This window comes from Bradyrhizobium sp. STM 3566, assembly GCF_045571445.1.
GTDB lineage: Bacteria > Pseudomonadota > Alphaproteobacteria > Rhizobiales > Xanthobacteraceae > Bradyrhizobium > Bradyrhizobium vignae.
This window is the reverse complement of the sequence record NZ_CP120692.1, coordinates 2,842,281-2,861,276: the sequence shown is the minus strand read 5'-3', so window position 1 is coordinate 2,861,276 and position 18,996 is coordinate 2,842,281. Positions and strand designations below refer to the sequence as shown.

General features: G+C 64.8%; 15 protein-coding genes and 2 pseudogenes. 12 read left to right on the top strand and 5 right to left on the bottom strand.

Annotation, left to right across the window (positions count from 1 at the left end):
• Positions 1–63: 63 nt before the first annotated feature.
• The 4 genes from P6U27_RS13555 to P6U27_RS13540 all read left to right on the top strand — a co-directional run bounded on the left by P6U27_RS13555 (position 64) and on the right by P6U27_RS13540 (position 5,199).
• Complete coding sequence (locus P6U27_RS13555; RefSeq protein WP_407194194.1) at positions 64–1,569, top strand: M81 family metallopeptidase; 1,506 nt, start codon at positions 64–66, stop codon at positions 1,567–1,569.
• A gap of 13 nt (positions 1,570–1,582) precedes the next feature.
• A complete protein-coding gene (locus P6U27_RS13550; RefSeq protein WP_122402577.1) occupies positions 1,583–2,755 on the top strand; it encodes a M20 aminoacylase family protein in 1,173 nt (390 codons plus the stop codon).
• Positions 2,748–4,169 (top strand): amidase, encoded by a 1,422-nt coding sequence (locus tag P6U27_RS13545; protein ID WP_407194193.1) that lies wholly within the window; start codon positions 2,748–2,750, stop codon positions 4,167–4,169. Before P6U27_RS13550 ends, P6U27_RS13545 begins: the two co-directional genes overlap by 8 nt.
• A gap of 139 nt (positions 4,170–4,308) precedes the next feature.
• Positions 4,309–5,199 (top strand): crotonase/enoyl-CoA hydratase family protein, encoded by an 891-nt coding sequence (locus P6U27_RS13540; RefSeq protein WP_122402575.1) that lies wholly within the window; start codon positions 4,309–4,311, stop codon positions 5,197–5,199.
• 55 nt (positions 5,200–5,254) lie between these two features.
• Here P6U27_RS13540 and P6U27_RS13535 read toward each other — a convergent pair whose 3' ends face one another.
• Both P6U27_RS13535 and P6U27_RS13530 read right to left on the bottom strand, forming a co-directional pair.
• Positions 5,255–6,232 (bottom strand): NADPH:quinone oxidoreductase family protein, encoded by a 978-nt coding sequence (locus tag P6U27_RS13535; RefSeq protein ID WP_407194192.1) that lies wholly within the window; start codon positions 6,230–6,232, stop codon positions 5,255–5,257.
• Positions 6,232–6,840: a 2-hydroxychromene-2-carboxylate isomerase gene (locus tag P6U27_RS13530; protein ID WP_122402573.1), complete on the bottom strand. Its 609-nt coding sequence runs from the start codon at positions 6,838–6,840 to the stop codon at positions 6,232–6,234. The genes P6U27_RS13535 and P6U27_RS13530 overlap by 1 nt, the downstream gene beginning before the upstream one ends.
• A 109-nt stretch (positions 6,841–6,949) precedes the next feature.
• Here P6U27_RS13530 and P6U27_RS13525 point away from each other — a divergent pair, with 109 nt between their 5' ends.
• On the top strand, positions 6,950–7,972 hold the full coding sequence (locus tag P6U27_RS13525) for a methionine synthase (RefSeq protein ID WP_407194191.1): 1,023 nt from the start codon (positions 6,950–6,952) through the stop codon (positions 7,970–7,972).
• Positions 7,973–7,985: 13 nt separating this feature from the next.
• Here the strand turns inward: P6U27_RS13525 and P6U27_RS13520 are convergent, their stop codons facing one another.
• Complete coding sequence (locus P6U27_RS13520; RefSeq protein ID WP_122402571.1) at positions 7,986–8,615, bottom strand: hypothetical protein; 630 nt, start codon at positions 8,613–8,615, stop codon at positions 7,986–7,988.
• Between the two features lie 148 nt (positions 8,616–8,763).
• On the opposite strand from P6U27_RS13520, the pseudogene P6U27_RS13515 reads away from it, so the two are divergent.
• Positions 8,764–9,929, top strand: a pseudogene (locus P6U27_RS13515) (IS110 family transposase).
• A gap of 558 nt (positions 9,930–10,487) precedes the next feature.
• On the opposite strand, the gene gpt reads toward P6U27_RS13515, so the two are convergent.
• Positions 10,488–11,015 (bottom strand): xanthine phosphoribosyltransferase, encoded by a 528-nt coding sequence (gene gpt / locus P6U27_RS13510; RefSeq protein ID WP_122402570.1) that lies wholly within the window; start codon positions 11,013–11,015, stop codon positions 10,488–10,490.
• 36 nt (positions 11,016–11,051) lie between these two features.
• Positions 11,052–11,789, bottom strand: coding sequence for a molybdopterin-binding protein (locus P6U27_RS13505; protein WP_122402569.1), 738 nt, complete (start codon positions 11,787–11,789; stop codon positions 11,052–11,054).
• Positions 11,790–12,071: 282 nt separating this feature from the next.
• On the opposite strand from P6U27_RS13505, the gene P6U27_RS13500 reads away from it, so the two are divergent.
• The 6 genes and pseudogenes from P6U27_RS13500 (at position 12,072) to P6U27_RS13475 (ending at position 18,475) form a co-directional block, all read left to right on the top strand.
• A complete protein-coding gene (locus P6U27_RS13500) occupies positions 12,072–13,490 on the top strand; it encodes a circularly permuted type 2 ATP-grasp protein (RefSeq protein WP_407194190.1) in 1,419 nt (472 codons plus the stop codon).
• Positions 13,491–13,494: 4 nt separating this feature from the next.
• On the top strand, positions 13,495–14,439 hold the full coding sequence (locus tag P6U27_RS13495) for an alpha-E domain-containing protein (protein WP_122402567.1): 945 nt from the start codon (positions 13,495–13,497) through the stop codon (positions 14,437–14,439).
• 196 nt (positions 14,440–14,635) lie between these two features.
• The gene (locus P6U27_RS13490; protein ID WP_407194189.1) at positions 14,636–15,478 is read left to right on the top strand and encodes a transglutaminase domain-containing protein; all 843 of its coding nucleotides are present in this window, start codon (positions 14,636–14,638) and stop codon (positions 15,476–15,478) included.
• A gap of 86 nt (positions 15,479–15,564) precedes the next feature.
• Positions 15,565–16,323 (top strand): proteasome-type protease, encoded by a 759-nt coding sequence (locus P6U27_RS13485; protein WP_122402565.1) that lies wholly within the window; start codon positions 15,565–15,567, stop codon positions 16,321–16,323.
• Positions 16,324–16,349: 26 nt separating this feature from the next.
• Complete coding sequence (locus P6U27_RS13480; protein WP_122402564.1) at positions 16,350–17,108, top strand: SDR family oxidoreductase; 759 nt, start codon at positions 16,350–16,352, stop codon at positions 17,106–17,108.
• A 201-nt stretch (positions 17,109–17,309) separates the two neighbouring features.
• A pseudogene (locus tag P6U27_RS13475) lies at positions 17,310–18,475 on the top strand (IS110 family transposase).
• Positions 18,476–18,996 lie beyond the last annotated feature (521 nt).

Below are 18,996 nucleotides of genomic sequence, written 5' to 3'. Positions count from 1 at the left end.
GCCTTGCCCTCGGCTGCGGGCCAAGGCTAACGTCGCGCACTTTCCAATGCTGGACTTGAATTGATGACACGCATCGCCGTCGGCGGCTTCCTGCACGAGACCAACACCTTCGCTCCGACCAAGGCGACCTTCGCGGATTTCCAGCATGGCGGCGGCTGGCCGGCGATGACTGAAGGTGCCGACGTCTTGAAGGTGATGCGCCGCATCAATGTCGGCCTTGCCGGCTTCGTCGACAGCGCCGAGGCGAACGGCTGGGAACTCATCCCGACCATCGCCTGCGGGGCGAGCCCCTCGGCCCATGTCACCAAGGACGCCTTCGAGCGCATCGTGAAGGTGATGGTCGACGGCATCGCAGCCGCGGGCCCGATCGACGCGGTCTATCTCGACCTGCATGGTGCGATGGTCACGGAGCATCTCGACGACGGTGAAGGCGAGATCCTGGCGCGTGTGCGCCGGGTCATCGGCAAGGATGTTCCGCTGGTCACCAGCCTCGATCTCCATGCCAACGTCACGCCCGAGATGATCGCGCATGCCGATGCGCTGATCGCCTACCGCACCTATCCCCACGTCGACATGGCCGAGACCGGCCGTGCCTGCGCAAAGCATCTGGCGCTGCTGCTGGGGACGAAGCAACGCTTCGCAAAGGCTTTCCGGCAATTGCCCTTCCTGATCCCGATCAGCTGGCAATGCACCAACGACCAGCCCACCAAAGGCATTTACGAACAACTCGCCGCATTGGAGGGCGACGCCGTTCCGACGCTCTCCTTCGCCCCCGGCTTCCCTGCCGCCGATTTCCACCATTGCGGTCCGAGCGTATTCGCCTATGGCAAGACGCAAGCCGATGCCGACCGCGCAGCGGATGCGATGGTGAAGCTGATCGAAGGCCACGAGGACGATTTCGACGGCAAGATCTGGACGCCCGACGATGGCGTGCGCCATGCGATGGAGCTTTCCAAGAACGCGAGCAAGCCGATCATCATCGCCGACACCCAGGACAATCCCGGCGCCGGCGGCGATTCCGACACCACGGGCATGCTGCGCGCGCTGGTGCGCAACAAGGCGAGCGCCGCGACCGGCGCAATTTACGATCCGGTCTCGGCGAAGGCCGCGCACGAAGCCGGCATCGGCGCCACCGTGACGCTGTCACTCGGCGGCAAGTCGGGGATTCCCGGCGACGAGCCCTATCGCGAGACCTTTGTGGTCGAACAGCTCTCCGACGGCCGCTTCATCGCGCCCGGCCCCTACTATGGCGGCCGCGAGATGGAGATGGGTCCCTCCGCAGCCTTGCGCATCGGCGATGTCCGCGTGGTCGTCTCCTCGCACAAGGCCCAGCTCGCCGACCAGGCGATGTATCGCTATGTCGGCATCGAGCCGACACGAGAGAAGATCCTCGTCAACAAGAGCTCGGTGCATTTCCGTGCCGATTTCGAGCCGATCGCGGAGGCGCTGATGATCTGCGCCGCGCCCGGCGCGATGCCGGCCGACACTGCTTCCCTGCCCTGGACGCGCCTGCGGCCGGGCATCCGCATCAAGCCGAACGGCCCCGTTTTCAATCCTCCTTCACGCTAACCGGACAGGACACATGCCCACGATCGACCGCATCGACGGCTATGCCGACGAACTCACTGCCATCAGGCGCGACCTTCACGCCCATCCGGAGATCGGCTTCGAGGAGGTGCGCACCTCGGGCATCGTGGCCGACAAGCTGAAGAGCTGGGGCATCGAGGTGCATCGCGGTCTCGGCGGCACCGGCGTGATCGGTGTCATCAAGGGCAAGGGTTCGGGCACCAAGCGCATCGGCCTGCGCGCCGACATGGACGCACTGCCGATGGAGGAGAACACCAATCTGAAATGGAGCTCGAAGATCCCCGGCCGCTTCCACGGCTGCGGCCATGACGGCCACACCACCATGCTGCTCGGCACCGCGCGCTATCTCGCCGAGACCCGGAACTTCGACGGCACCGTGCACCTGATCTTCCAGCCGGCCGAGGAAGGTCTCGGCGGCGCCCGCGCGATGATCAAGGACGGCCTGTTCGAAAAATTCCCCTGCGACGAGCTCTATGGCCTGCACAACGCGCCCGACCTCAACCACGGCGAGATCGCGATCCTGCCCGGGCCGGCCATGGCCAGCGCCGACTTCTTCGACCTCCGCATCACCGGCTATGGCGCGCATGGCGCGATGCCCGAGCGCTCCAAGGACGCCGTGATCATCGCGACCACGCTGGCGCAGGCAATCCAGACCATCGTCAGCCGCAACGTCGAGCCGCTGCAGGCTGCCGTCATCTCGATCACGCAGATTCACGCGGGTTCCGCCTACAACGTCATCCCCGGCGAAGCCCATCTCTGCGGCACCATCCGCACCTTCTCGGATGAAGTCCGCGCCATGGTCGCTGAACGCATCCGCGCGATCTGTGCCGGCATCGCGGCTGCGTTCCAGTGCACGATCGAAGCCGACATCCGCGACACGTTTGGCGTCCTGGTCAACCAGGTCGAGCAGTCCAAGGTGGTCGAGGAGGTTGCGCGCACGATCGTCGATCCTGCCAACGTGATCACCCGCGCCCAGCCGAAGATGGGCAGCGAGGATTTCGCCGACATGCTGCAGACCGTGCCCGGCGCCTATTTCTGGGTCGGCCATGACGGCTCTGTGCCCGTGCACAATCCCGGCTTCGTGCTCGACGACAAGATCCTGCCGATCGGCGCGAGCATGTTCGCCCGCATCATCGAGACGCGCATGCCGGTAGGTGGCAATGCATAAAAAGAGTGCCGAAGAGGCGGTCACCTCGCTGCACGATCTGTCCGCGGTCGATCTGATCGCGGGCTATCGCGCAAAACAGTTCTCGCCGAGCGAGGTGCTGGAGGACGTGCTCGCGCATGTCGCTGCGTGGGAACCGCATCTGAGGGCGCTCTATGCATTCGACCCCGACGCCGCGCGTGAGGCCGCAAAGGCCTCGACCGCGCGCTGGTCCGGCGGCGAGCCCTCCGGCGCGCTCGACGGCGTGCCTGTCACGGTGAAAGACAACATCGCAACCAAGGGTGTGCCGGTGCCGCTCGGCGCGGCCAGCGTCAAGCTCGTGCCGGCCGAGAAGGACGCGCCACCCGCCGCGCGGCTGCGCGAAGCCGGCGCGATCATCTTCGCCAAAACCACCATGCCCGATTACGGCATGCTGTCGTCGGGCCTCTCAAGCTTCCATGCGCTCGCGCGCAACCCCTGGGACCTCAGCAAGAACCCCGGCGGCTCCAGCGCCGGTGCTGGCGCCGCTGCCGCGGCCGGGTACGGTCCCTTGCATCTCGGCACCGATATCGGCGGCTCGGTCCGCCTGCCCGCCGCTTGGTGTGGCCTCGTCGGCCTGAAGCCGAGCTTCGGCCGCGTGCCGATCGATCCCACCTATATCGGCCGCGTTGCAGGTCCCATGACCCGCACCGTCGATGATTGCGCGCTCATGATGAGCGCGATTGCAAAGCCCGACCGGCGCGACGGCATGAGCCTGCCGGCCGAGCCGCTGAACTGGAAGGGATTGGAGAAGTCCCCGCGAAAGGCGCGTATCGGCCTGATGCTCGATCCCGGCTGCGGCCTGGCGCTGGAGAAGCCGGTGCGCGAGGTCGCGGTGAAGGCGGCAAAGGCATTCGAATCCGCGGGCGCGGTCGTGACGGCAGTCGACGGCATTCTCACCCGCGAGATGCTCGACGGCCTCGACAATTTCTGGCGCGCGCGGATGTGGGACGATCTGTCGAAGCTGACGCCGGCCGAGCAGGCAAAGGTGCTGCCCTACATTTTCAAATGGGGCGAGTCCGGCGCGAAGCTCTCGGGCGTCGACGTCATCCGCGGCTTCAACCAGACCATGGCGATCCGCGCGGCAGCGTCAAAACTGTTCTGCGAGCTCGACTACGTGATCTCGCCGACCGCGCCGAACGTGAACTTTCCGGCGGAGTGGGCCTCGCCGACCAATGATCCCATGAAGCCGTTCGAGCACATCGCCTATACCGTGCCATGGAATATGTCGGAGAATCCAGCGGTCTCGATCAATGGCGGCTTCGACGCCAAGGGCTTTCCCATCGGCGTGCAGATCGTCGGCCGCCGCTTCGACGACATCGGCGTGCTCGGCATGGCCAAGGCTTTTGAAGGTCTGCGCGGCCCGCAGCGCCCCTGGCCCAAGCCGCCGGCGCAATAGACTCGCATTCCAGCGTCTCAGCACAAATCGTCATGCGCGGGCTCGACCCGCGCATCCATCCTCTTCAAAAAAGATGGATTGCCGGGTCAAGCCCGGCAATGACAGAATTGATTCAAGAATGACAAGGAAGGAAACCACCATGGCGTATGAGACGATCAAGTATGAGGTCGCCGAGCAGATCCTCACCATCACGCTGAACCGGCCCGACAAGCTCAACGCCTTCAACGCGCAGATGCAGGCAGAGCTGATCGATGCGTTCGACGCCGCCGACAAGGACGACAACGTCCGCGCCATCATCGTCACCGGCGCGGGCCGCGGATTTTGCGCGGGCGCCGATCTTTCGTCCGGCGCCGACACGTTCGATCGCGACGCACGGCGCGGGCCGGTGAAGCGGTTCGCCGACGGCAAGGTCGATTACAGCGATCCGCAGGTGCGCGACGGCGGCGGCCAGGTCACCTTGCGCATCTTCAAGTGCCTGAAGCCCGTGATCGCCGCGGTGAACGGGCCCGCAGTCGGCATCGGCGTCACCATGCAGCTTGCGATGGACATCCGCATCGCCTCCGAGGCCGCACGCTTCGGCTTCGTGTTCTCCCAGCGCGGCATCGTGCCGGAGGCAGCCTCGAGCTGGTTCCTGCCGCGCATCGTCGGCATCTCGCAGGCGCTGGAATGGTGCTATTCGGGCCGCGTCTTCCCCGCCCAGGAAGCGCTTGCGGGGCGCCTCGTCAGCAAGGTGGTCCCGCCGGACGATCTGCTGCCGACCGCACGTGCGCTGGCAAAGGAGTTCGCCGCCAAGACCGCGCCGGTGTCGGTGGCGCTGATCCGCCAGATGATGTGGCGCATGATGGGCGCCGACGATCCCATGGAAGCCCACAAGGTCGACAGCCGCGGCATCTATGCCCGCGGCCGCTCGGACGACGTGAAGGAAGGCGTGGTGTCGTTCCTGGAGAAGCGTCCGGCGCAGTTCAAGAACAAGGTGTCGACGGACATGCCGGACTATTTCCCGTGGTGGACGGAGCGGGAGTATAAGTGAGGCTCTAGAGATGGTGGGCGCGGCGCAAGAGCGCCTTTGCCCACCTGCGGCAGCGTCACTCCATCACCAGCGCCACGCGCCCGATCGCCTTGCGGTCGATCAACAACCGCATCGCCTTCGCGTAATCCTGCAGCGGTAGGCGGTGCGAGACGTTCGGGCGCAGCTTGCCCTCGTCCGCCCATCGCAAGAGCGCCTTCAGGCGCACTTCTCCGAGCGCGGGATCTCTCCGTGCCGCCTCGCCGGCGCGCACGCCGAGCACGCTGGCGCCCTTGATCAGCAGCAGATTGGTCTTGGCCGAACCGATGCCGCCGGTGAAACCGATCACCAGGAGCCGCGCGCCCCAGGCGATGCAACGCATCGAGTCCTCAAAGACCTGGCCGCCGACGGGATCGAACACGACATCGGCCCCGCGGCCGTCGGTGATGCGCTTGACCGCGTCGCGAAACGGCTCGCGGTCGTAGCGGATCAGGTGATCGGCGCCACGCGATTTCGCGACAGCAAGCTTTTCGTCACTGGAGGCGGTGGCGATCACGGTCGCGCCCAGCATCTTGCCGATCTCGACGGCGGCAAGGCCGACGCCGCCAGCGGCGCCATGCACCAGCAGCACCTCACCCGGCGCGACCCGGCCGCGGTCGATCAGCGCGTGATAGGCGGTGCCGTGGCCCGCGAGATAGGTTGCGGCCTCGGCGTAGTCGAACGTGGAAGGCATCGGCGTGAGCTGGGCCGGCGTCACCACAGCTTCGTCGGTGAAGGCACCATGGCGCATCTTGACGATGACCTTGTCGCCGACGGTGACGCCCTTCGCCTCCGCGCCCACCTCGGTGACATCGCCGGCGGCTTCCATGCCGGGCGTGAACGGCAGCTCCGGCTTGAGCTGATATTCGCCGGCGGCCATCAGCACGTCGGGAAAATTCAATCCGGCGGCGCGGATGGCGACGCGGACCTCGCCCGGCTTCAGCGCGCGCGACGGAAACTCTACCAGCAGCAAATGCTCGGGCGCGCCGAGTTCACGGCAGATGACGGCGCGTACCATCAGGCTGCGCTCGCCCTGCGGCGCAGCAGCGCCTCGCGGATCAGCGGCAGGCGGTCGTTGCCGAAATACATGTCGGTCTTGCCGACGAAGATGGTCGGCGAGCCGAAGCCGCCGCGCGCGACCACCTCCTCAGTATTGGCCTTGAGCTGATCCTTGATGCTCTGTTCCGAAATGCCGGCGAAGAATCTCTGTTCGTCGAGACCTACCTTCCTGCAGATCCCGGCGAGCACGGCGTCCTGCGAGATATCCTCGTCCGCGCCCCAATAGGTCTCGAACACGGCGGTCGCAAACGGCAGCATGTCCTTGCCCAGCCAGATGCAGCCGCGCATCGCCTTGACGCTGTTCACCGGAAACACCGTCGGCGGCATCTTGATCGACAGGCCGGCCGAGCGAGCCCAGTCATTGAGATCCTTCAGCATGTAGCGCGCCTTCAGCGGCACCGGCTTCTCCCGCTGCGCATAGACGCTCGGATTGACCGTGTTGAAGATGCCGCCGACCAGGATCGGCCGCCAGACGATCTCCGCCCCGAGCTCCTTCGCGAGCGGCTGGATGTTGTGGAAGGCGAGATAGGTCCAGGGGCTGGAGCAGTCGAAGAAGAATTCGATCATGGCGTTTCCGATCCGGCGTCGCGGGTTTCAGGACGACTTTTGTTGTTCTGTACCTCGACGTTAAGTCATGGCAGGAAGGGGCGCAACACAACCTGCCGGGAGGGCCGCCATGCTGTTTCCAACCACGATCGCCGGCTCCTTGCCGAAGCCGGAATGGCTCGCCGAGCCGAACATGCTCTGGGCGCCCTGGAAGTCACAGGGCGAGGAGCTCCTGCGCGCCAAGCGCGATGCGACGCTGATCTGGCTGAAGATCCAGGAGGACGCCGGCATCGACATCGTCACCGAGGGCGAGCAGGCGCGTCAGCATTTCGTCCACGGCTTCCTGGAGAAGATCGAAGGCATCGATTTCGCCCACAAGGTCGAGATGGGCATCCGCAAGGACCGCTACAAGGCGATGGTGCCGCAGGTCGTCGCCCCGCTCCGCCTCAAGGGCCGCGTCCATGACTTCGAGGCGCGCGTCGCGCGCACGCACACGAAGAAGCAGCTGAAATTCACCCTGCCAGGGCCAATGACCATCATCGACACCATTGCCGATCGCTATTATGGCGACCGCGTGAAGATCGCCTTTGCCTTCGCCGAGCTGCTCAACGAGGAGGCCAAGGCATTGCAGGCCGACGGCGTCGATCTCGTGCAGTTCGACGAGCCCGCCTTCAACGTCTACATGGACGAGGTCAACGATTGGGGCATCAAGGCGCTGGAGCGCGCTGCGCAGGGGCTGACCTGCGCCACCGCCGTGCACATCTGCTACGGCTACGGCATCAAGGCCAACACCGACTGGAAGGAAACGCTCGGCACGCAATGGCGGCAGTATGAGCAGATCTTCCCGGCGATCGACGCGAGCCCGATCCAGCAGGTCGCGATCGAATGCCGCAATTCGAAGGTGCCGCTCGAGCTGCTGGCACTGCTCGAGACCAAGATCGTGCAAGCCGGCGTGATCGACGTCGCCAGCGACACGGTGGAGACTGCCGAGGACGTCATGAAGGTGATCGAGGCGGTGTCGAAATTCGTGCCCAAGAGCAACATCATCGCCACCACCAATTGCGGCATGGCGCCGATGCGGCGGGAGATCGCTGAAGCAAAGCTGGCAGCGCTCGGTGCGGGTGCTGCGCTGGCGCGCGAGAAGCTGGGCTGATGGCGGCGATCCGCTAGTCCCTCGGCTGGTCCAGAGCCGTCGGATGCAGTGCCGGCTGATATCCGGCGCCGAGCGCCCGCAGTGTGGACGGGGGCGTCAGCAGCATCGGGCTCTCCAGCTCGTGCGCGGCACGGGCATAGCCGGCTGGCGACCATAGCAGCGGCCGGCCCTTCATCATCAGAAAGCTCTGCTCACCCTGCTGCAGCATCGCGCCATCGGGCAATTCCGCGAGCGGCCCCGGCAGCGCGTGCAGGCGTTTGCGGCCACGATCCAGACGTTCCAGATGCAGCCGGGCGTCCATCGCCTTTGCGCTCACTTTGCTCACCCCATTTCCCCCCTCCCATGCCGCGCGGAAGCGGTTGGCATCATCGCGGCGGCAGAAGAAGCAGGGACGGTGTCCGGCTGCAAAGGCGGTGGCTTCGTCGAGAAAGAACAGCTCGGTCCAGCTCCGCCGTGCCATCACCGGGCGCCGCCAGCCGCGGAATTCGCAGAGGCATGTGATCCAGGCCGGTGTCGACCAGCGCTTCTTCAGAAGCGTCTTGGTCGCGGGATCGTGGATGATGCCGCGGTTGCCGGTGAACATGCCCCGGTGCGGCGTGGCGATGATGTCGCCGGTCGGAGTGACGCGGTTTTGCAGGGGCATGGGTGCCTCCGCGCGTCATTGCGAAGAAGCCCGCGACAAAATTGCGAAGCAATTTTGCGCTGGCGACGAAGATTCCATGGGGAGTGGATAGCGACCAGGTCTGAGGCCAGACTGAGGGTTGCTGAATCCATTCAACCTGGAGACGACGATGTTGCTCGATCATCCTTCCGACGGACTGGCCGCTATCCGCACGCAGTTTGGCGCAATTTTTGTGTCATTGGAACTGAGCCGTTCGACATGGCTGGTCACTTCGCTGTCGCCCTGCAAGGGCGAGAAGATGTCCAAACGCAGCATGAAGGCCGGCGACCTTTCGGAACTGTTGAAGCTGTTTGCGGAGCTGAAGCGCAAGGCGCAGGCGCGAACGGGTGAGAGCTATCCGATCATCACGATCCAGGAGGCGGGGCTGGACGGGTTCTGGCTTCACCGCGCCCTGCAGCAGGAAGGCATCGAGAGCCACGTAGTCGATCCGGCCTCGATTGCGACGCCGCGCCGGCGCCGGCGGGCCAAGACGGACCGGCTGGATGGCGAGACGCTGTTGCGGACGCTGCTGGCCTACAAGCGCGGCGAGGTACGGGTCTGCGCCATGGTCGTTGCGCCCTCTCCGGCAGAGGAGGACCGCCGTAGGCTGTGCCGCGAGCGAGAGACCTTGATCGCGGAGCGGATCGAGCATGTGAACCGGATCAAGGGTCTTCTGTTCGCGCAAGGGATCTTCGACTACGCGCCGCTGCGGCGAGACCGGCGGAAGCGGCTGGAGGCCTTGCGGACGGGCGACGGGCGCGCCTTGCTGGCGCATCTGAAGGCGCAGATCAGCCGCGAACTCGACCGGCTCGAACTGCTGCTCGACCAGATCACGGCGGTGGAGCGCGAGCAGGATGCGTTGCTGGCCGCGAGCAAGGCGGCGGGGAGAAGACCGTATCGAACCCGGTGGCAATGCTGCTCGAACTGAAGAGCCTGGGCCCGAACTTCACGGCCGTTCTCTGGTCGGAGGCCTTTTACCGGCAGTTCGCCAACCGCCGCCAGATTGCATCCTATGCCGGCCTTGCAGCCACGCCATGGCGCAGTGGCGGCATCGAGCGCGAGCAAGGCGTGTCGAAGGCTGGCAATCCGCGCCTGAGAACCACGATGATCCAGCTCGCCTGGCTCTGGGTACGCCACCAGCCTCAATCGGCTTTGACCCAGTGGTTCAAGGTGCACAGCCAACGCGGCCGCAAGCGCGCGATCGTGGCGCTCGCGCGCAAGCTGCTCGTGGCCCTCTGGAAGTACGTGACCGCGGGCGTGGTGATCGAGGGAGCCGAGATAAAGGCCGCCGCCTGACACCACGCTCCTCAGCCTCAAAGCCAATCCGCCGAGATTGATCAGCCTCGGCCGATCCGGGTGGACGAACCGATGGATTGCATGGCTTCAAACGCCGTAACGAAGAATGGTCTCGTCCTCTCGAGCCTGCCCGCCGCAAGCGGAATGTTGGTGCAGCCGCCGCCGCGCGGCGACCGAATGTGAGTTTGATCTGGCAAGCAAACCAGATTGCAAAAACCGGCTCGACCCTTGGATCGCCTGACGAAAAGGAGTTATCCGCCCGCTGCCCCGACTGCCAAAGCCTGATGGCGTGCTCGCTCGAGTCAAGGCCAAGTCGCTTCGCGACGGCCCTACGGGCCGACCTTGACTCGATCTGCGCGCGCCATCCTACGTGCTCCACGGTCGGGACGAAGAGCTGGCCTGCAATCGAACAAAGAGCTGAACAAACCGCCTTGACACACCAAATCCCCATGTGAGCAATCCAGACTGTTTCCGCGGATACATCTCTGGATTGCTTCTCGGAGCCTGTCATCGGGCCGCGCTTCGCGCGGACCCGTTGGCTCGCAATGACGGGGACGGTCACGCCGCCCCGTCACGGAGCGGCGGGTGGTAGGACAGCGCGGTGTCCCAGGGGAAGAAGATCCAGGTGTCCTGCGACACTTCCGTGATGAAAGTGTCGACCAGCGGGCGGCCCTTCGGCTTGGCGTAGACGGTGGCGAAATGCGCATCGGGCAGCATCTCGCGCACCAGCTTGCCGGTCTTGCCGGTGTCGACGAGATCGTCGACGATGAGCAGCCCCCTGCCGGTGCCGCCGCCGAGCTTCATCGCCGCCTCGGAAATGCCCTTGAGGACCTGCAGCTCGCCCTGCTTGGTGTGGTCGTAGCTCGCAATGCAAACCGTATCGATGACGCGCACCCCGAGTTCGCGCGCCACGATCGCAGCAGGCACCAGGCCGCCGCGGGTGATTGCGATCACCGCATGGAACGGACCAACTTCGTTGAGCCGCCAGGTCAGCGCCCGGCAATCCCGGTGGAACTGGTCCCACGAGACCGGGAAGGCCTTGCCCGCCCGCTCCTGCGCGCTCAGTTCCGGTGCTTCACCAGCCATTGTCATCTCCTGCTTCGTCTGCCGGCAAAGTCCCTGCTAGCGGGTGACGTTCAATCCCGCCAGCATTTCCTTCACGGCGGCCATCGCCGCGGCCAGCTTCGCCGGATCGCGCGAGCGCACCACCAGATTGGTGTTGGGCTTCTGCTCCTCGTCCATGAACGGATAGCTGCCGATGATCGTCTCCGGATGGGCGGCCGCGATTGCCCGCAACGGACTCCCGATGTCGCCCTCCCGGGCGTTCGCGCGAACCGATTCGGAGAGCATGCGCACGCCGGATTTCAGCTTGGGCGAGACGATGTCCATCATCGCCTGCATGATCGATGGCACGCCGGCCATCACGATGACGTTGCCGATCTTGAAGCCGGGAGCGAGGATGGTTGCGCTCTGGATCAGTTCGGCGCCGTCGGGAATGCGGGCCATGCGCAGGCGGGCCTCATTGAGGTCCTGCTCGCTCCAGCGCTCGCGGAAACGCGCAACCACCTCCGGATGATGATCGATGCCGACGCCGAATGCCTTGGCAACGCTGTCGGCCGTGATGTCGTCATGGGTCGGCCCGATGCCGCCCGTCGTGAAGACATAGGTGTAGCGATGCCGGAGTGCGTCCAGGGCGGCGATGATGTCGGCCTCGTCGTCGGAGACGATCCGGACCTCCTTCAGGTCGATGCCGATATTGGTCAGGTATTCGGCGATGAAGCCGATGTTCTTGTCCTTGGTCCGGCCGGACAGGATTTCGTCCCCAATGACCAGAATGCCCGCCGTGACGATCTCGCTCATGCCTTAAGTCCCTCACCTGTGACGCCGACTCTGCCGAGGTAACGCGTTGAAGTCACGCGGTTTTGCTGCTGAAATAAGCAGTCCTCAGCCATTTTTTCAGGCAAGCCGCCGGCCATCCCCGGCAAATGCCCCTTCTCCATGCTTATCGCGCTGGCCCGGCCCTTGCTACCTCCTACGGAAGTCATGCACTCTCACGGCATGGCCACAGGACGTTGCGGTCTTCAGCAAGGCCCAAGCGACCTGACCGATGGTGCAAGGCCTGGGGGAGAACAGTCGGAATCCATGCCAGTCGCGTTTGACGAAATGAATATTCCCGGCGGGGAGCTTCGCCCCGCCTATCAGGAGCTGGCGCGCTGGCTCAAGGAGACGCCTCCCGAGGCCCTCGAATATCGGCGCCAGGAAGCCGAGCTCCTGTTCCGTCGGATCGGCATTACCTTTGCGGTCTACGGCGATTCCGAGTCCACCGAGCGCCTGATCCCCTTCGACGTGATCCCGCGAATCATGTCCGGCAAGGAATGGGCGCTGCTGGAGAAGGGCCTGAAGCAGCGGGTGCGCGCGCTCAACATGTTCCTGCGCGACATCTATCATGGCCGCGACATCCTCCGCGCCGAGGTCGTGCCCGACGATTTGATCTTCCAGAACCCGGTGTTCCGCCCCGAAATGAACGGCCAGCACGTGCCGCACGACGTCTACGTGCACATTGCCGGCATCGACATCGTCCGGGTCGATGCCGAGGACTTCATCGTGCTGGAGGACAATGCCCGCACGCCGTCGGGCGTGTCCTACATGCTGGAAAACCGCGAGATCATGATGCGGCTGTTTCCGGATCTGTTCGCCCGCCACAAGGTGGCGCCGGTCGAACGCTATCCGGACGAACTGCTCTCGGCGCTGCGCTCGGTCGCGCCGCAAAGCGCATCCGGCGAGCCGACCGTCGCCCTGCTCACGCCGGGCGTCTACAACTCGGCCTATTATGAGCACTCGTTCCTCGCCGACAAGCTCGGTATCGAGCTGGTCGAGGGCGGCGACCTCATCGTCAAGAACAACGAAGTGTTCATGCGGACGACGGAAGGGCTGAAGCGGGTCGACGTGATCTATCGCCGTGTCGACGACGATTTCCTCGATCCTCTCACCTTCCGCCCCGATTCCGTGCTCGGCGTGCCCGGGCTGATGTCGGCCTACGCCGCCGGCAACATCACGCTCGCCAACGCCGTCGGCACCGGCATCGCCGACGACAAGGCGATCTACTCCTACATGCCTGACATCGTGAAATTCTATCTCGGCGAGGAGCCGATCCTGAAGAACGTGCCGACCTGGCGCTGCCGCGAGCCGAAGGACCTCGCTTATGTGCTGGACAATCTGGGCGAGCTCGTCGTCAAGGAGGTGCATGGCTCCGGCGGCTACGGCATGCTGATCGGACCCGCCGCGACCAAAGCGACCATCGAGGCATTCCGTGACAAGCTCAAGCGCGAGCCGGAAGGTTTCATCGCCCAGCCGACGCTGGCGCTGTCGACCTGCCCGACCTGCACCGCATCCGGCCTCGCCCCGCGCCACGTCGATCTTCGCCCCTTCGTGCTCACGGGCAGCAAGAGCACCACGATCGTGCCGGGCGGCCTCACCCGCGTCGCGCTGAAGGAGGGCTCCCTGGTGGTGAATTCGAGCCAGGGCGGCGGCACCAAGGACACCTGGATTCTGGACGAGTAGAGAGATGCTGTCGCGTACCGCCGAAAACCTCTATTGGCTCGCCCGCTACGTCGAACGGGCCGAATATCTCGCGCGCACCATCGATGCGACGCTGCGCGTCACCGCGCTTCCCGCCGCCTATATCGGCAAGACCAACGAATGGGACTCGGCGCTGCTCACCGCCGGCGTCGCCGCCAGTTTCTATCAGGCCTATGAGGAAGCCAACGAGCACAATGTCGTCGAGTATCTCTCGTTCTCGCCGAACAACCCGTCCTCGATCAGAAACTGCATCGAAGCGGCGCGGCTGAACTCTCGCTCGGTGCGCACGGCGCTGACCAGCGAGATGTGGGACACCATCAACTCGGCCTGGATCGAGCTGCAGGCTGTTTGGAGCAAGGGCACCTCGACGCGCGAGGACCTCGCCAAATTCCTCCGCTTCGTGCAGGAGACCTCGCTGCGGTTCGACGGCTCGGCCTACCGGACCATGCTGCGCAACGATGCCTATTGGTTCTCGCGGATGGGTGTGCATCTGGAACGCGCCGACAACACCGCGCGCATTCTCGACGTGAAATATCATGTGCTGTTGCCCGAGGAGGAGCACGTCGGCGGCCCGCTCGACTTCTACCAGTGGAGCTCGATCCTGCGCTCGGTCTCGGCGCTGACCGCCTATCACTGGGTCTATCGCGAGACGCTGAAGCCGTGGCTGATCGCGGATCTCTTGATCCTCAACGACACGCTGCCGCGCTCGCTCGCCAGCTGCTACGGCAACCTCGTGCGCAACCTCGACCAGATCGGCGTCGCCTATGGCCGCCAGGGCCCGGCCCAGCGCCACGCCCGCGGCATCCGCAACCGGCTGGAACACAGCAACATGAACGACATTTTCCAGCATGGCGTGCATGAATTCATTCAGGAATTCATCGCGGACAATTCCAGGCTGGGCGAAATCATTACGAAGCAGTATTTGATCTGATGTCCCCCGACTGACGAAATGGGATACCGTCATGGCCGGGCAAAAGCGCGAAGCGCGTCTTCGCGCTAGATGTCCCGGCCGTCCACCGTTCTTGCTTTCACGCGACGAGGAAGAACGTGGATGCCCGGGACAAGCCCGGGCATGACGAGCTTCTTCGCGGGAGCAGTCGGGCTAACCACTAACTGCACGGTCCACCATGCGCCTGCGAATCCAGCACACCACGACCTATCGCTACGAGCCGCCGGTCACGGGCGTGATCCAGATCCTGCGCATGACGCCGGGCAGCCATGATGGGCAGTACGTCGCGGAATGGCAGATCGACGTCTCCACCGACACCAAGCTCGACATGCATGAGGATGCGTTCGGCAACGTCATACACGTGCTGTCCTGCGGACCTGTCGCCGACATCCAGATCACCGCCGAGGGGCTGATCGAGACCCACGACACCGGCGGCGTGCTGCGCGGCACTGACGAGCGCTTCCCGGCCGGCATGTTCCTGCGCTCCACCGACCTCACCTCCGTCAATCCGGCGATGACGGCGGTCGCGCGCCAGTTGCGGAGCGAAGCCGAGAGCGACACGCTGGGCTTCCTGCACACGCTGATGACGCAAATCGCCGATCACATGACGTTCGACCAGGACCACACCAACAGCGGCACGTCCGCGGCGGAGGCATTCGCGCTCAAGCGCGGTGTCTGCCAGGATTACGCGCACATCTTCATCGCCTGCGCCCGCGCCGGCGGCGTGCCCGCGCGCTTCGTCTCCGGGCATTTCTTGCGTGCAGACGACATGGTGCATCAGGACGCCGGGCACGCCTGGGCGGAGGCTTACGTGCCCGATCTCGGCTGGGTCGGGTTCGATCCCGCCAACAGCATCTGCGCCACCGACGCCCATGTCCGCGTTGCGATCGGGCTCGACTATCTCGGCGCAGCCCCGGTGCGTGGCACCCGCTATGGCGGTGGCACGGAAACGCTGGCGGTGGCCGTGAAGATCGAGCAGGCCGGCCGCGGCGGGCAGTCGCAATCGCAGCGACAGAGCTAACTCCGTCACCGCCTGCAATCGGGGGTTGGACCGGCCCCTGAAATTGGCTAGTACTTGCGCGCAAACGCTCGCGTCGAGGACTGGAAATGACCTATTGCTGCGGAATCTTGGTTCGGGATGGTCTGGTGATGATCGCCGATACCCGCACCAATGCCGGCCTCGACAACGTCTCGACCTTCCGCAAGCTGCACATCTTCTCCAAGCCCGGCGAGCGCATCATGGCGATCGCCAGCGCCGGCAACCTCGCGATCAGCCAGTCGGTGCTCTCCACCCTGACCGAAGGCCTGGAGGACCCCAACACGGGCGAGGTCGAGACGCTGATGAACGCGCCCACCATGTTCCAGGCCGCCCAGCGCATTGGCCGGGCGATCCGGGCGGTGCATGCGACCGAAGGGCCGGCGCTGAAATCGGAGGACGTGTCGTTCGACGTCTCCTTCCTCTTCGGCGGCCAGATCAAGGGCGCGCGCATGCGCCTGTTCATGGTCTACACCGCCGGCAATTTCATCGAGTGCACGACCGACACGCCCTACCTGCAGATCGGCGAGCACAAATACGGCAAGCCGGTGCTCGACCGCGCCATGCATTACGACGTCGAGCTGTACGAGGCGCTGAAGACCGGCCTCATCTCGATGGACTCGACCATGCGCTCGAACCTCGGCGTCGGCCTGCCGATCGACGTGCTGGTGGTGCGGAACGATGCCTGTGAGGCCGATCTCAATCACCGCATCGAGGCGGGCGAGCCCTATTTCCACGATTTGCGCTCGCGCTGGTCGGCGGCGCTGCGCGCCGCGCACCAGAACATTCCGCGGCCGCCCTACAAGAACGAAAAAGAATCCAAAACCTGACAGCTCAAGAGAAAAGGCAGGAAACGATGAGTGAAGCGAAAAAGATCGCAGTGGTGACGGGCGCCGGCACCGGGGTCGGGCGCGCGGCGTCGCTGGCGCTGATGAACACCGGCTTCACCGTGGTGCTCGTAGGGCGCCGGCTCGACATGCTCGAGGAGACCGCGAAGCTCGGCCCCGCGGGGAAGAGCCTGTGCGTCACCGCCGACATGACCAAGCCGGAGCAGATCGCCGCGCTGTTCGACAAGGTGAAGACGACCTATGGCCGCCTCGACGTGCTCTTCAACAATGCCGGCATGGGCGCGCCGGCGGTGAACTTCGAGGATCTCAGCCTCGAGCAGTGGCAGGCGGTGGTGAACACCAACCTCACCGGCCCGTTCCTGTGCACTCAGCACGCCTTCCGCATCATGAAGGACCAGACCCCGCGCGGCGGCCGCATCATCAACAACGGCTCGATCTCGGCGCATGCGCCGCGGCCGTTCTCGGCGGCCTACACCTCGACCAAGCACGCGATCACCGGCCTCACCAAGGCCTCCAACCTCGACGGCCGCATGTACGACATCGCGGTCGGCCAGATCGACATCGGCAATGCGGCAACGCCGATGACCGACCGCATGGTCAACGGCCCCGGCGTGCTTCAGCCTGATGGCACCACCAAGCACGAGCCGCGCATGGACGCGAAAGCGGTCGGCGATGCCGTGGCCTACATGGCCAGCCTGCCGCTCGACGCCAACGTGCTGACCATGACGGTGATGGCGACCAAGATGCCGTTCGTGGGGCGGGGTTGAACAAAAAGCGCGAGAACAACCCCATGCACAGTAGGCGTCAAGTGGCGCCTGCTGCTGCCTAACAGGGTGATGGGAGTTAAGTCCGCGAGCCATCTCCACAATCGTCATTGCGGGCGCAGCGAAGATTCCATGGGGAGTGGATAGCGACCAGGTCTGAGGCCAGACTGAGGGTTGCTGAATCCATTCAACCTGGAGACGACGATGTTGCTCGATCATCCTTCCGACGGACTGGCCGCTATCCGCACGCAGTTTGGCGCAATTTTTGTGTCATTGGAACTGAGCCGTTCGACATGGCTGGTCACTTCGCTGTCGCCCTGCAAGGGCGAGAAGATGTCCAAACGCAGCATGAAGGCCGGCGAGCTTTCGGAACTGTTGAAGCTGTTTGCGGAGCTGAAGCGCAAGGCGCAGGCGCGAACGGGTGAGAGCTATCCGCTCATCGCGATCCAGGAGGCGGGGCTGGACGGGTTCTGGCTTCACCGCGCCCTGCAGCAGGAAGGCATCGAGAGCCACGTAGTCGATCCGGCCTCGATTGCGACGCCGCGCCGGCGCCGGCGGGCCAAGACGGACCGGCTGGATGGCGAGACGCTGTTGCGGACGCTGCTGGCCTACAAGCGCGGCGAGGTACGGGTCTGCGCCATGGTCGTTGCGCCCTCTCCGGCAGAGGAGGACCGCCGTAGGCTGTGCCGCGAGCGAGAGACCTTGATCGCGGAGCGGATCGAGCATGTGAACCGGATCAAGGGTCTTCTGTTCGCGCAAGGGATCTTCGACTACGCGCCGCTGCGGCGAGACCGGCGGAAGCGGCTGGAGGCCTTGCGGACGGGCGACGGGCGCGCCTTGCTGGCGCATCTGAAGGCGCAGATCAGCCGCGAACTCGACCGGCTCGAACTGCTGCTCGACCAGATCACGGCGGTGGAGCGCGAGCAGGATGCGTTGCTGGCCGCGAGCAAGGCGGCGGGGAGAAGACCGTATCGAACCCGGTGGCAATGCTGCTCGAACTGAAGAGCCTGGGCCCGAACTTCACGGCCGTTCTCTGGTCGGAGGCCTTTTACCGGCAGTTCGCCAACCGCCGCCAGATTGCATCCTATGCCGGCCTTGCAGCCACGCCATGGCGCAGTGGCGGCATCGAGCGCGAGCAAGGCGTGTCGAAGGCTGGCAATCCGCGCCTGAGAACCACGATGATCCAGCTCGCCTGGCTCTGGGTACGCCACCAGCCTCAATCGGCTTTGACCCAGTGGTTCAAGGTGCACAGCCAACGCGGCCGCAAGCGCGCGATCGTGGCGCTCGCGCGCAAGCTGCTCGTGGCCCTCTGGAAGTACGTGACCGCGGGCGTGGTGATCGAGGGAGCCGAGATAAAGGCCGCCGCCTGACACCACGCTCCTCAGCCTCAAAGCCAATCCGCCGAGATTGATCAGCCTCGGCCGATCCGGGTGGACGAACCGATGGATTGCATGGCTTCAAACGCCGTAACGAAGAATGGTCTCGTCCTCTCGAGCCTGCCCGCCGCAAGCGGAATGTTGGTGCAGCCGCCGCCGCGCGGCGACCGAATGTGAGTTTGATCTGGCAAGCAAACCAGATTGCAAAAACCGGCTCGACCCTTGGATCGCCTGACGAAAAGGAGTTATCCGCCCGCTGCCCCGACTGCCAAAGCCTGATGGCGTGCTCGCTCGAGTCAAGGCCAAGTCGCTTCGCGACGGCCCTACGGGCCGACCTTGACTCGATCTGCGCGCGCCATCCTACGTGCTCCACGGTCGGGACGAAGAGCTGGCCTGCAATCGAACAAAGAGCTGAACAAACCGCCTTGACACACCAAATCCCCATGTGAGCAATCCAGGCTGCCACTGCGGCAAGATTCTGGATTGCTTCGTCGCAAGAGCTCCTCGCAATGACG

What these genes read in the sequence shown, in the direction of transcription:
- gpt (WP_122402570.1), bottom strand. Translation starts at nt 11,015, where the DNA reads ATGGCTGGTGAAGCACCGGAACTGAGCGCGCAGGAGCGGGCGGGCAAG.
- P6U27_RS13485 (WP_122402565.1), top strand. Translation starts at nt 15,565, where the DNA reads ATGACCTATTGCTGCGGAATCTTGGTTCGGGATGGTCTGGTGATGATC.
- P6U27_RS13480 (WP_122402564.1), top strand. Translation starts at nt 16,350, where the DNA reads ATGAGTGAAGCGAAAAAGATCGCAGTGGTGACGGGCGCCGGCACCGGG.
- P6U27_RS13555 (WP_407194194.1), top strand. Translation starts at nt 64, where the DNA reads ATGACACGCATCGCCGTCGGCGGCTTCCTGCACGAGACCAACACCTTC.
- P6U27_RS13525 (WP_407194191.1), top strand. Translation starts at nt 6,950, where the DNA reads ATGCTGTTTCCAACCACGATCGCCGGCTCCTTGCCGAAGCCGGAATGG.
- P6U27_RS13545 (WP_407194193.1), top strand. Translation starts at nt 2,748, where the DNA reads ATGCATAAAAAGAGTGCCGAAGAGGCGGTCACCTCGCTGCACGATCTG.
- P6U27_RS13535 (WP_407194192.1), bottom strand. Translation starts at nt 6,232, where the DNA reads ATGGTACGCGCCGTCATCTGCCGTGAACTCGGCGCGCCCGAGCATTTG.
- P6U27_RS13550 (WP_122402577.1), top strand. Translation starts at nt 1,583, where the DNA reads ATGCCCACGATCGACCGCATCGACGGCTATGCCGACGAACTCACTGCC.
- P6U27_RS13520 (WP_122402571.1), bottom strand. Translation starts at nt 8,615, where the DNA reads ATGCCCCTGCAAAACCGCGTCACTCCGACCGGCGACATCATCGCCACG.
- P6U27_RS13530 (WP_122402573.1), bottom strand. Translation starts at nt 6,840, where the DNA reads ATGATCGAATTCTTCTTCGACTGCTCCAGCCCCTGGACCTATCTCGCC.
- P6U27_RS13495 (WP_122402567.1), top strand. Translation starts at nt 13,495, where the DNA reads ATGCTGTCGCGTACCGCCGAAAACCTCTATTGGCTCGCCCGCTACGTC.
- P6U27_RS13500 (WP_407194190.1), top strand. Translation starts at nt 12,072, where the DNA reads ATGCCAGTCGCGTTTGACGAAATGAATATTCCCGGCGGGGAGCTTCGC.
- P6U27_RS13505 (WP_122402569.1), bottom strand. Translation starts at nt 11,789, where the DNA reads ATGAGCGAGATCGTCACGGCGGGCATTCTGGTCATTGGGGACGAAATC.
- P6U27_RS13490 (WP_407194189.1), top strand. Translation starts at nt 14,636, where the DNA reads ATGCGCCTGCGAATCCAGCACACCACGACCTATCGCTACGAGCCGCCG.
- P6U27_RS13540 (WP_122402575.1), top strand. Translation starts at nt 4,309, where the DNA reads ATGGCGTATGAGACGATCAAGTATGAGGTCGCCGAGCAGATCCTCACC.